This window comes from Trinickia sp. (assembly GCF_051961175.1).
In the GTDB taxonomy this organism is placed as follows: Bacteria; Pseudomonadota; Gammaproteobacteria; order Burkholderiales; family Burkholderiaceae; genus Trinickia.
Window position 1 is genome coordinate 1 of record NZ_JBQCDN010000238.1, and the last position, 12103, is coordinate 12103.

Genomic DNA, 12103 nt, shown 5'->3' on the forward strand with positions numbered 1-12103 from the left:
CCTCGATCGAAGCCGCGCGCGCCGGAGCCGCGGGCCGCGGATTCTCGATCGTGGCCGGCGAAGTACGGGCGCTGGCCACCCGTTCGCAAGAGCTCTCGAAAAGCTATCGCGATTGCCTGGATCGGAACGACCTCGTGACCACCGCGACGTTTCAGGATATTCAAGCCGGCGGCAAGATGATCACGGCGGCGCTGGGCAGCGTCGAAGCGCTTGCGCATCAGTTGCAATCGAAGCTCGAACGGAATCCGACGTGATTACGCACGCAGCCCAGGACAGCCTCGAACGTATCTTCTTCCAGGCGGCACGGACGCGCCTGGTGGTCGATCCGGCACACGCTTGCGAAATCGTGCGGACAACGGCGCAGCGCGATGAGGCCGGGCAAAATTTCAGCGCCGAAGTGCTCGTGCTGACGATCGCGTCGATCGGTTTTCGTATCGTGCTCTTGCTGCAGTTCGCCGACGATGAGGCCACGCGCGCCTATTACGCGGCTCAGGGTGCCGATCTGACGCTGCGCGAAGCGGCGATGGAAATCGGCAATCTCTGTTGCGGCGCGGTCAATCAGCAGCTCGTCGAGCATTTTCCCGATCTGGGCATGTCGACGCCGTACGTTTTGTCGAGCGATTGCATGGGCTATCTCGACGAACTCCAGCCTCAGTACATCGCGGCTTACGACATCACCGTCGAAACCGTCGCGCGGCTGCGGGCGACGGTGTGCGTCTGCGCCAGTGCCCCCCTTGATTTCGTGGCGCACGTAGCGGACGTGCACGAGAGCGCCGGCGAGCTCGAGCTTTTCTAATTTCTGACTTCCAACGTTCAACCTCCACGCGAGGAATAAGAGATGGCAAAGATTTTGGTAGTGGACGATTCGAGCACGGTGCGCGATGAAGTGGCCGGATTTCTGCGCAAGAACGGCCTCGACGTCGATACGGCTGTCGACGGCAAGGACGGGCTGGCCAAAGTGAAGACGAGCCCGGGCGTGCGCCTCGTCATCAGCGACGTCAACATGCCGAACATGGACGGCTTGACGATGGTGGAGAAGATTCGCGGCGAACTCGCCAACAGCGCGGTCAACGTCATCATGCTGACGACGGAAAGCAGCCCCGCCATGAAGGAGCGCGGCAAGGCGGCCGGCGTGAAAGGCTGGATCGTGAAGCCGTTCAAGGGCGAGGCCGTGCTCGAAACGTTCAGAAAACTGGCCGGTTGATCGAAATCGACGAAGCAGCGCTCGGTTGATTGGGTGAGTTGCCGAACGCGATTGCTTTCGTCGACTGCCGATCGTTGATCGTCGATCAGCCCGGGATCACCGGCGCGTCGCGCGGTTCGGCGCCGGTCACATTGCGCACAGACGCGTCCGGGGCCGTTGCATTGCGTCCTTCGGTCGCCAGGGCCTCGCGCAGCGCATCGAGCGCGGCCGAGCCGTGCCCGCGACGCCAGATCAGCAGCGTCGGGACGGCACCGAGCCGCCCGAGCGGGTGGATGGCGACGTCCTGGGCGCTCGCGGGGTGCAGATCGAGCACCGAACGCGGCGCCACGGCGACACCGGCGCCCGCCGCGACGCAGGCGATGATGGCGTGGTACGAACCGAGTTCGAGTGTGCGCGCCGGGCGCAAGCCATGCTCGGCGTACCATCGTTCGACGTAGCTGCGGTACGCGCAACCGCGCTCGAAGGCAATCAGCGTCGACAGCGCAATATCATTCGCCGCACCGATGGCCCGATGACCGCGGGGCGTCACCATCACCAATTCCTCAGCAAAAACCGCGACCGATTCGAACTCGTCGGTCAGCACCGACGAGTCCGGGGGCGTGGCGACAAGCGCCGCGTCGATCTCGAATTCGCGTACGCGCTCGATCAGGCAGCCCGTCGTGCCGGTAGCCAGTTCGAGTTCCACTTCGGGCCAACGCTGATGGTACGCGGCGAGCACACGCGGCAGGCGCGTCGCCGCCGTGCTTTCCATCGCGCCCAGCGCGAGCCGGCCGCGCGGCCGGTCCTCGCGCAGCGCGTGACGCGCTTCGTCGGCGAGCGCCAGCAGGCGCTCCGCATACGGCAGCAAGGTCCGGCCCGCCGGCGTCAGCACCAGCCGGCGCCCCTCGCGGACGAACAGCTCGGCGCCCAACTGCTGTTCGAGCTGCTTGACGCGCATGGTCACGTTCGACTGGACGCGATTGAGCTTCGCGGCGGCGCGCGTGACGCCGTTTTCCCGCACCACGGCCCGAAAGATCGTCAGCGCTGCCAGATCCATGATTCTCTCCAAAGGATGGATTGCGCCTATATTATTCATTTTTCATGATCGGTGCAGCGGGCCGACCATTCGTAGCGAACGATGCAAAGCCGCTAGAATGAGCGCGGTTCGCGCCGCCGGGCGCCGTCAGCTTGCATTCTTCTCACCCTCTATGAGCGACTATCATTTTTGTCCGCACTGCGCGAGTTCGCTTGTCGAGCGCGCCGACTCGGCCGCCGACGGCGGTCGTCTGCGCCGCGTGTGCCCCGACGACGCTTGCGGCTACGTTCATTGGAACAATCCGCTGCCCGTCGTCGCGGCCATCGTCGAATACGAGGGCAAGATTCTGCTCGCGCGCAACGCCGCCTGGGCCGAAGGCGTGTTCGCGTTGATCACGGGATTTCTCGAGCAAGGAGAAACGCCGGAGCAGGGCGTCGCGCGCGAAGTGCTCGAAGAGACGTCGCTGCACGTGCGCGAGACGCAGCTCATCGGCGTCTATGAATTCATCCGCAAGAACGAACTCATCATCGCCTATCACGTGAAGGCGGAAGGCACCGTCGCGCTGTCGCCCGAACTGCTCGAATATCGGCTCGTGGAGCCGGCCAAGCTGCGTCCGTGGCGCTCCGGCACGGGGCAAGCGCTCGGTGAATGGATGCGCCGCCAAGGCCTGCCGTTCGAGTTCGTCGAGAAGGCGGGGCAGTGAAGCGGCATCTCTTGCTCTCGTTCGCGCCGCTCCCGGGCGGCCTGAGCGACGCGGGCGCGGAGCGGACGTAAGGTGCAGGCATTCGTCGTCGCCACGCTGAACGGCGTCAGCTACGGGCTTTTGCTCTTCATGCTGTCGGCCGGGCTCACGCTGATCTTCAGCATGCTCGGCGTGCTCAACTTCGCGCATGCGAGCTTCTATATGCTCGGCGCTTATCTCGGCTATAGCATCGCCGCGCATGAGGGGTTCTGCGCGGCGCTCGTGGCCGCGCCGCTCGTCATGGGCCTCGCGGGGGCCGCCATCGAGCGAACGCTGCTGCGCCGCGCGCGGGCCAACGGTCCACTGCACGAATTGCTGCTCACGTTCGGCCTCGCCTATCTGCTGGCCGAACTCGTGAAGCTCGTCTGGGGCCTCGGCAGCGTGTCGATCGCCTTGCCGTCTGTGCTCGATGGTCCGCTGATCGCATTCGGCGGCACGACCTTCTCGCGTTATCGGGCGTTCATGATGGCCGTCTCCGTGACTACGCTCGCGGTGGTGTATCTGCTGCTGCAGACGTCGCGTACGGGCCTCGTGCTGCGCGCGGCGCTTACCCATGCGCGCGCCGTCGAAGCGCTCGGCCACGATGTCGCGCGCATCGGCACGCTCGTCTTCGCGGCCGGCACCGCACTCGCCGCGCTCGCCGGTGTGATCGGCGCGCCGCTTGCCGTCGTCGAACCGGGGATGGCCGAGGCCGTCGGCTCGATCGTGTTCGTCGTCGTGATCGTCGGGGGATTGGGTTCGCTCGGCGGCGCATTCGCGGCTTCGCTGCTGATTGGGTGCGTACAGACCTGGGCGGTGGGCAGCACCGCTTCCCTCGGCACCCTCGTCGGATGGGCCGGGGTGCAGCTGCCACCCCGATGGGCCGCGCTGGCGATGTCGCAGGTTGCGCCGCTCATGCCGTATGTATTGCTTGTCGCCATGTTGGCCTGCCGGCCGCATGGGCTGCTCGGAAGGCGCGAAGACGATGCGTAGCGGGATGACCGGGCCAGCCCGCGAGCGGAGTCAGCCGGGTAGCCGATATTGGCGATCGGTGAGCCGTACCCTGCCGTGGGCCGCGATGGCCGTGCTGCTCGCCGCGCCGCTAGGTGTCGCGCGCGAGAGCTGGCTCTTCGCCTACTGCGCGCAGGCGGCCGCCATGATCGTGTTCGCGCTCTCGTACAACCTGCTGCTCGGTGAAACCGGGCTGCTTTCGTTCGGGCATGCCGCTTATGCAGGCCTCGGGGCGTTCGCCGCCGCCCATCTGTTCAACCGCGGCGGCATCGCGTTGCCATGGCTGCCGCTGGTGGGCGGGGCCGGCGGCGCGGCCTTCGGTGTGCTGTTCGGTCTGATCGCCACCCGGCGAGCCGGTACCGCGTTTGCGATGATCACGCTCGGCATAGGCGAACTCGTCGCGGCCGCTGCGTGGACGCTACCGGAGGGATTCGGCGGTGCGGCCGGGCTGGCGATCGATCGTAGCGGCGGTCCGGCATGGGGAGGCGTCACGTTCGGGCCGGAACGCCAGGCCTATGCGGTCATCGCCGCGTGGACGGCGATCTCGATCATCGCGATGTTCGCGTTGACCCGAACGCCGCTGGCACGGGCGGCCAACGCCGTGCGCGACAACGCCATGCGCGTGGCGGGGCTCGGTATCGAGCCCCGCCGCATTCGATTGACGATGTTCGTTGTGGCCGCGTTTTTTGCAGGCATAGCCGGGACGTTCACCTTGATCGACGTCGAACTCGCGGCGTCGGAAAGCGTTTCGATGACGCGTTCGGGCGCGGTGCTGATCGCGACCGTCATCGGCGGTTCGTCGACATTTTTCGGGCCTGCCGTCGGGGCGCTGCTGCTGACCGGGCTTAACGTTGCACTGGCCAGCGTGACGCGTGCATGGCCGGTGTATCTGGGCTTACTGTTCGTCGGCGTGGTGTTGTGCTTGCCCGGAGGCATCGCGTCATGGTGGCGGGGGCATTGCACGCGCGTCGATCGCTACGGCGCCCGCACGCTGGCGCTGGGCTATGTATTCGGCGCGATCGCAGGCGCAGCAGCGTTGGGTGCCCTCGTCATCGTTGTCGAGTCCCTCTATGCGCGCCGCTTTGCCGCCGATGCGGGAGGTGTGTGGCAGATCGGGACGTTCGCGTTCAATCTACGCGCGCCTTCGACTTGGTCGACGCTTGCCGTGCTCGTTATCGTCGGTGCAGGGGCGTGGTGTGCGATGCGCCGCGGACTGCGGACGAAGGTGAAAGAGAACGGGAAAGTGAGCGAGGACGCGCACCGAGGCGCAAACGACGAGGGGTTGCGATGATGGCAGCCGCTCATGCGTTGCGACTGGAGCGCATTGCGCATTGCTTCGGCGCCAGCCGCGTCTTGGACGGCGTCGATCTGGCGGTCGCGAGCGGTGAACGTCATGCACTGATCGGCCCCAATGGCGCAGGCAAGTCGACGCTGTTCAACATCATTGGCGGGACGCTGCGCGCCGATGCAGGCAGCGTGTGGCTGGGCGGAGTCGACGTCACGGGGCGCAGCCCATCCGCCCTTGCACGCGCGGGGCTTGGCCGCAGTTTTCAAACGACGCGTGTGTTTTCGCGCCAGAGCGTCTTCGAGAACATCCGATGCGCGGTATGGTGCGGCCAGGTTACGGCGCGTAAAGGCCAACGATCATCGCTTGCGCCGTGGTCGAATTGGGCACGTTGGTGGCGGCGCTCGCGCGAAATCGAGGAGCGCGCGTGGCAAGTGCTGATCGATCTCGATCTCGCGCATGCCGCACAGACATTGGCAGGCGCGCTCGAGTACGGTGCGCAGCGTAGGCTCGACTTGGGGCTCGCATGGGCGAGCGGCGCCCGCACGCTCTTGCTTGACGAGCCGACCGCGGGCATGAATCGCGACGAGGCGGCGCGCATCGTCGCATGGCTGCGCGGCGCGAGCGTCGGCAAGACGATACTTGTGATCGAGCACGACATGGACGCCGTATTCGCGCTTGCCGATCGCGTGTCCGTGCTCGTGAACGGTCGCATTATCGCCACGGGCACGCCCGCTGAAATCCGCGCCGACGCGCGCGTGCGCGAAGCCTATCTAGGCGGGCCGCTCGGCCGGGAGGCGCCGTGACTGCGTTGCTCGATGCCCGTTCTGTTTGCGCTTGGTACGGCGAGGCGCAAGTGCTGCACGGTGTCGATTTGCGCATCGATGCCGGCGAGATCGTCTTGCTCTGCGGGCGTAACGGCTCAGGACGGTCGACGCTCGCGAAGGCGCTCGTGGGTCTCGTGCGGCGCAGTGGGTCGATCCGATTCGACGGCGAAGAGTGCATCGCACGACGCACGTTCGAGATCGCGCTGCGAGGTATCGGTTATGTCGCCGAGCAGCGCGAGGTGTTCCCGACGCTTTCGGTGGAAGAGAACTTGACGCTCGGCATCAAGCCGGGCCGGGGCCGGGGTGCGAAGGCGGCGCTGGAGGACATGTTCACGCGCTTTCCGATGCTCGCGCAACGCCGCGCGACTGCGGCAGGTGCCCTGTCTGGCGGCGAGCAGCAAATGCTCGTGCTCGTGCGCGCACTGCTGGGCGAACCGCGTTTGCTGATCGTCGACGAGCCCACCGAGGGCCTGGCGCCGCAAGCCGTGGAGGCGGTTCGTCACTGCTTGACGAACCTGCGCGAACGCGGGGCGGCGGTGCTGTTGATCGAACAACGCTTGACGATGGCGGCCACGATGGCGGACCGCGTCGCCGTGATGGGACGTGGGCGCGTCGTGTATGACGGCGCGGCTCATGCGATCGATGCTGGGATCGTAGACGAATGGATCGCGCTCGGTCGGGCAGGCTGAGGGCATCGACCGCATCGAGCAGATCGAGCGCATTGTGCAGTGAACGGCGTTAGCGCTCATCGGATCGTCGCCGATATCTTCGATCTCACTATCTGCCTGCCGTTAATACAAGCACAACGATTCGATCTGGTGCCGCGAGTCTTGCTCGCATAGCATGAACTCGACGCCACAAGCAGTTCTCGTCATGGTTGCATAACTCCTTATGCCTCTGGAGAGCACTGCCGTCCTTATTCCGTTCTCAGGGGATCATCATGAATCGACGCCTACGCCTCTCCGCATTTGCCGTTTCACTCGCCACCGCGGCGCTATTGCCGTCCATCCCTGCCGATGCGGCAACCTACAGTAACGGCACTGCGACGGCGACGATGCTGGTTTCGCTGACGGTGCAAGCGGCCTGCACTATTACCGCGAACCCGCTGAATTTCGGTTCGAGCACGGCGCTGACGTCGGTAGTCGATCAGCAAAGCACACTATCGGTGACTTGCGCGACTGGGACGCCCTACAACATCGGCCTCAATCTCGGCACAGTGAGCGGTTCAACCTCTACCTCGCGGTTGATGGCTGGTATTACAGCCGGCAATACGAGCACGGTCGCGTTCGAACTGTATCGAGATTCGGGGCACGCCAGCATTTGGGGCAACACGCAAGGTACCGACACCGTCGGCGGCACGGGCACCGGGAGTGCGCAAACCGTCCCGGTGTATGGAGAGGTGTCGGCTCAAACGACACCGCAACCCGATACCTATCAGACGACGGTCACCGCGACCCTCTTTTTCTGATTCGCCGATAGAGCCGATCTCTGCATGGGTAATCAGCGTCGATACCTGATTGCGCTTTGCTTCATCGCGAGCGTCCTACCGCTCGATGGTCGAGCGCAGGCGCTCCAAGTGTCGCCGATCACGGTGGAGTTTCAGGCGAGCGAAAGCGCGTCGGACGTCACGCTGCAAAACCCCGGAGATCAGCCGCTCTTTGGTCAAGTGCGCATCCTGCGCTGGGATCAGGTGAACGGCGACGATGAGCTGAACCCGACGAATGATCTGATCGCGAGTCCGCCCATCGTCGAAATCGCTCCGCGAGCGAATCAATTAATACGCCTCGTGCGTGTCAAGTCGTCATCGCCGGCAACCGAACAATACTATCGGTTGATCGTGGATGAGTTGCCTCAACCCGATGCCGCGCCCATGAGCGGCGTCAAGATTCGATTGCGCTATTCGCTGCCGGTTTTCATCGAGCCGGCGGGCCCGGTGGGGCAGGCGAGCCTTGCATGGCACCTGGCGCGTAGCGGCCAAGGCTGGATCTTGAGGGTTGACAACAACGGCAACCGACGCGCGCAGATCGCCGCTACTGAACTCGTGAGCGGGCAGTCCAAAGCGTACGAGATCAGCAAGGGCTTGCTCGGTTACGTGCTCGCGAACCGCAGCAGACAGTGGCGCATTTCGCTGCCCGCCGACGCCGATATTCAGAGCAACGCGAGAATTCGGACAAGGGTCGGTTTACTATCCGTGGAAGCGCCGATCAGTGTGGAGGCATCCGACAAGGCGACTCACGCTGCCGCGCTCCGCGTTCGGTGAAGCCCTGCACCGAGACCGCAGCGAGACGAAACGACAGCCATCCGGTAAGTGTTGGAGGGATCTTTCGCGCCGCGCTTGTCATTGCGGTCCTGTTAGGATCAGGGGCAGCGAAAGCGGAAGGCCAGGATGCGGATGCATCGTTGCGGGTAGAAGCATTGAACGTCGATGCGCCTCAAGACGTTTTCCTCGAGGTGTCGGTGAACGGCCGATCCACTTCCAAGATCGTACGGTTCCATCTTCAGCAAGGGCATCTATATGCCGCGGTGAAGGACTTGAACGAAATCGGGCTGAAGGGCGATCGCATCGAAGCAGGCGGTGCCGCCGACATCGCACTCGATGCGATGACGGGGCTGCGCTATACCTATGACGCCGCGCGGCAAGCGGTCGATTTGCAGGTGCCCGACTCGATGCGGCGGCCCTACACGTTCGATACGCGTGGGCTCTCGGATACGCAGGCCGCGAGTTCGTCTTCCGGGCTGTTCATCAATTACGACGCGTTTGCGCAAACCACCCCCGACGAACAGCTCGCACTGGCAAACGACGAACACTGGTTTACGCCGTCGGGCGTGTTCGATCTTTCGGGCGTGGCCTACCTCTCGCGCAAGCAGCGGCGTTACCTGCGGTACGAGACCTCTTGGACGCACTCCGATGCGGCGGCGACACGTACGCTGCAAATCGGCGACATCGTCACGTCATCGCTCGCTTGGAATCGCTCGCTTCGAATGGGCGGAATTCAATGGCGCAGCAATTTCGCATTGCGGCCGGACTTGGTGACATTCCCGATCCCAGCGTTGTATGGCTCTGCGGTTGTGCCTTCCGGTGTCGATGTCTATATCAACGACGTCAAGCGATACAGCGGCGATGTGCCGAGCGGCCCGTTTATCGCCCATACGGTGCCAGGAACGACAGGCGCTGGGCAGGCGACGCTGATCACGCGCGATGCACTGGGACGGACGATCTCGACATCGGTGTCGCTCTATGTCGATCCGCGCATGCTGGCTGCGGGGATTTCGAGCTATTCGTTCGAGGCAGGATTTTTGCGTCGCCAGTACGGTCTATCGTCGTTTTCATACGATCCTCACCCCGCGATGAGTGGTGCGGCGCGCTATGGTTTGACCGATACGCTCACGGTGGAGGGGCTTGCGCAAGCCACCACCCACGGCCTGATCGATGTGGGCGGCGGCGCGCTCATGCGCTTGGGGCAGTGGGGTGTCGTCAACGGCTCGGTGTCCGCCAGTGCGGGGCAGTTTGCCGGTAGCCAGATTAGTGCCGGCTATCAGTTGATCGAGCCGCGATTTTCGATCAACGCGCAGACGGTGAGGGCCTATGGGAATTTCGGCGATCTCGCTTCGCTCGACGGCGCATCGGTACCGTCCAGCACCGATCAATTGACGCTCTCCCTGCCGTTTGCGCGTAAACAGTCGATTTCTCTGAGCTACATCGGCTCCAAATATCCGCATGCTCCGCGCTCGCAAATCGGATCGGTCGCCTACACGATGAGCTTGAACGGCATGATCTCGCTCAACTTGAACGCCTTCAAGGATTTCAGTCAGCACAACGCGTCCGGTGTGTTCCTCAGCGTCAGCCTGACGTCCGTTCGCGATGTGTCGATGAGCGCAAGCGTCGGGCGCGAAAACGGCCGGGAGAATAGCAGCTTCGACGCGATCCATACGCCCGATTACGGCGGCGGGTGGGGTTGGGGCGCGCAAGCGGGAGACACGGCCGGCACGCCCTTCCAGCAGGCGCAAGTGCAGTATCTCGGCAACGACGGGGAAGTCACCGTAATCGCGCAGCGCAGAGGCCAAGACACCAGCGCCTCGATCGATGCAACGGGGGCGCTGGTATTGATGGATCGAAGCGCCACACTCTCGCGCCACATCGGCGATGGGTTCGCGCTCGTTTCCACCGACGGCATAGGCGGAATTCCGGTGTCGCGCGACAACCGTCCGCTAGGCTTGACCGATGGTTCGGGACACTTGCTTGTCCCGGATCTGAATGCCTATCAGCACAACCTGGTCAGCATCGATCCCGTGAAGTTGCCTGCCGATGCGCGAATCGGCACCACGAAGCTCGATTTGACGCCGCAGTCGCGCTCAGGCGTGATGGCTCACTTCGGCATTACGCGCTATCGAGCCGCTTCGATCATCCTGACCGATTCGGACGGCAACGCGATCCCCCCTGGTACGCCGGTGCATGCCGAGGCAAGCGCACACGACACCGTGGTGGGATACGACGGCGTAACGTTCGTCGAAGGGCTAACGCGCGAGAATGAATTGTCGGTCGGAAGCGGCACTTCGCGGTGCACGGTACGATTCGGGTACGAGCCCTTGCACGACGGTTCGTTGCCGACGATCGGTCCGCTGACATGCGAACGTACAAAGGCGGCGCAATGACGAAGCAAGGTTTCCTCTCCCTGTTCTTTTGCTTCTGGGTACTCTGCTTGCCGCGCGCGGCTGCGGCCCAAACCTGCAACGCTTCGGCATCGGCGATCAGCTTCGGCAACTTCAGCCCGATTGCCCAAGGCGTAGTCGATACGGCCGGTACGATTACCGTCACGTGCACGTGGCCATCGGTATCCACCACGCCGAATGCGCAGGCGTGTTTGAATTTGGCCGCGGCCCGCCCGCGTCAGCTCAAACACGGCCATGACCTATTGCAATACGATCTCTATCAGGACCCTGGGCACGCCCTCGCGTGGGGCGCGGTGTCCACGGGAACGTCTCCTATTTCCCTGACACTGACAAAACCACCGACAGGCGCCAGCGCCTCGCAATCCGTGACCGTCTATGGGCGGATCGCGGCGAATCAACCCACGGTTTCGACCGTTGGCGATAGCAGTACCGCTTATAGCGAATCGTTCGGCGGTAACGTAGCGACGCTGAGCTACGGCTTTTATAGGCTCAGCGCGCCGGGCTGTTCGGCGTTGCCCTCGACGGCACACTTTTCGTTCGGCGTATCGGCGACGGTCGTCAACGATTGCACGATCAGCGCGACGAACGTCAATTTCGGCACGGCGAGCGGGACGACAACGGCATTGAACGCGACGGGCGCGATAGCCGTGCGATGTACGAACGGCGACGCTTGGCGCGTGGCACTGGACGCCGGGACGAGCGGTCAAATCACCGCCAGGAAAATGCAGCGTTCGGGCGGCGGGGGAACCGTCGGCTACGGGCTCTACACGAGCATGGCGCATTCGACAGTGTGGGGCGACGGTACCGCGGGCACGTCGATGCAAACCGGAACCGGCAGCGGAAACACGGACGTGCTCACCCTATATGGCTACGTTCCGGCTCAGGCAACACCGCTGCCCGGTACCTATAGCGATACCATCACCGCGACGATTGCATTTTGACGATCGCCGCCGTTAGCCCGCGTCGCGTTTCGCGATCCAATCGTGCGCGGGATCGTTCTTGAAATGCCAGACGCGCTGCGGGCCTGCCATGACGTTCAAGTAATACGAGTCGTAGCCATACGGGACGACGACGGGATGATAGCCGCGCGGCACCATTACCACGTCATGATCTTCGACGGCTAGCGATTCGTCGATATCGCGCGAATCGGTGTAGACCCGCTGAAATGCGAAGCCCTGCGAGGGGTTGAGCCGATGGTAGTACGTTTCTTCGAGCGCGCTTTCGAGCGGGATGTTGTTGGCGTCGTGCTTGTCCGGCGGGTAGCTGGACGAATGACCGCTCGGCGTGCGTACCTCCACGACTAGCAGCGATTCGGCCGGCTCGGTTTGCGGAAGAATGTCGCATACATAGCGCGTGTTCGCGCCTTTGC

14 protein-coding genes are annotated in these 12103 nt (G+C 63.9%); 12 read left to right on the plus strand and 2 right to left on the minus strand.

The genetic code is table 11. From position 1 onward, the window contains the following. The 3 genes from ACTHL0_RS14540 to ACTHL0_RS14550 form a co-directional block, all read left to right on the plus strand. On the plus strand, positions 1-254 hold a 254-nt coding region (locus tag ACTHL0_RS14540), incomplete at its 5' end, for a methyl-accepting chemotaxis protein (RefSeq protein ID WP_440567493.1). Continuing rightward, entirely contained in the window at positions 251-796 is a 546-nt protein-coding gene (locus ACTHL0_RS14545; protein ID WP_440567494.1) for a hypothetical protein, read from the plus strand. The genes ACTHL0_RS14540 and ACTHL0_RS14545, both read left to right, overlap by 4 nt. A 42-nt stretch (positions 797-838) precedes the next feature. Next, positions 839-1204 carry a response regulator gene (locus tag ACTHL0_RS14550; RefSeq protein WP_440567496.1) on the plus strand — a complete coding sequence of 122 codons (366 nt, stop codon included), beginning with the start codon at positions 839-841 and terminating at the stop codon, positions 1202-1204. Between the two features lie 85 nt (positions 1205-1289). Here ACTHL0_RS14550 and ACTHL0_RS14555 read toward each other — a convergent pair whose 3' ends face one another. Continuing rightward, positions 1290-2240 (minus strand): LysR family transcriptional regulator, encoded by a 951-nt coding sequence (locus tag ACTHL0_RS14555; RefSeq protein WP_440567498.1) that lies wholly within the window; start codon positions 2238-2240, stop codon positions 1290-1292. Between the two features lie 151 nt (positions 2241-2391). On the opposite strand from ACTHL0_RS14555, the gene ACTHL0_RS14560 reads away from it, so the two are divergent. From ACTHL0_RS14560 to ACTHL0_RS14600, 9 genes are all read left to right on the plus strand, one after another. Next, the gene (locus ACTHL0_RS14560; protein WP_440567500.1) at positions 2392-2922 is read left to right on the plus strand and encodes an NUDIX domain-containing protein; all 531 of its coding nucleotides are present in this window, start codon (positions 2392-2394) and stop codon (positions 2920-2922) included. A gap of 72 nt (positions 2923-2994) precedes the next feature. Then, positions 2995-3933 (plus strand): branched-chain amino acid ABC transporter permease, encoded by a 939-nt coding sequence (locus tag ACTHL0_RS14565; protein ID WP_440567501.1) that lies wholly within the window; start codon positions 2995-2997, stop codon positions 3931-3933. A gap of 58 nt (positions 3934-3991) precedes the next feature. Beyond that, on the plus strand, positions 3992-5242 hold the full coding sequence (locus ACTHL0_RS14570; protein ID WP_440567503.1) for a branched-chain amino acid ABC transporter permease: 1251 nt from the start codon (positions 3992-3994) through the stop codon (positions 5240-5242). Further along, entirely contained in the window at positions 5239-6042 is an 804-nt protein-coding gene (locus tag ACTHL0_RS14575; RefSeq protein WP_440567504.1) for an ABC transporter ATP-binding protein, read from the plus strand. The genes ACTHL0_RS14570 and ACTHL0_RS14575 overlap by 4 nt, the downstream gene beginning before the upstream one ends. Beyond that, positions 6039-6752 carry an ABC transporter ATP-binding protein gene (locus ACTHL0_RS14580; protein WP_440567506.1) on the plus strand — a complete coding sequence of 238 codons (714 nt, stop codon included), beginning with the start codon at positions 6039-6041 and terminating at the stop codon, positions 6750-6752. The genes ACTHL0_RS14575 and ACTHL0_RS14580 overlap by 4 nt, the downstream gene beginning before the upstream one ends. A 251-nt stretch (positions 6753-7003) precedes the next feature. Then, complete coding sequence (locus tag ACTHL0_RS14585) at positions 7004-7531, plus strand: Csu type fimbrial protein (RefSeq protein WP_440567508.1); 528 nt, start codon at positions 7004-7006, stop codon at positions 7529-7531. A gap of 24 nt (positions 7532-7555) precedes the next feature. After that, positions 7556-8323, plus strand: coding sequence for a fimbrial biogenesis chaperone (locus ACTHL0_RS14590; protein ID WP_440567509.1), 768 nt, complete (start codon positions 7556-7558; stop codon positions 8321-8323). 140 nt (positions 8324-8463) lie between these two features. Then, positions 8464-10716: a fimbria/pilus outer membrane usher protein gene (locus tag ACTHL0_RS14595; RefSeq protein ID WP_440567511.1), complete on the plus strand. Its 2253-nt coding sequence runs from the start codon at positions 8464-8466 to the stop codon at positions 10714-10716. Then, positions 10713-11675, plus strand: coding sequence for a Csu type fimbrial protein (locus ACTHL0_RS14600; RefSeq protein WP_440567513.1), 963 nt, complete (start codon positions 10713-10715; stop codon positions 11673-11675). The genes ACTHL0_RS14595 and ACTHL0_RS14600 overlap by 4 nt, the downstream gene beginning before the upstream one ends. Before the next feature lie 12 nt (positions 11676-11687). On the opposite strand, the gene iolB is transcribed toward ACTHL0_RS14600, so the two are convergent. Beyond that, positions 11688-12103 (minus strand): 5-deoxy-glucuronate isomerase (gene iolB / locus ACTHL0_RS14605; protein ID WP_440567514.1); only part of this gene is annotated, 416 nt, incomplete at its 5' end.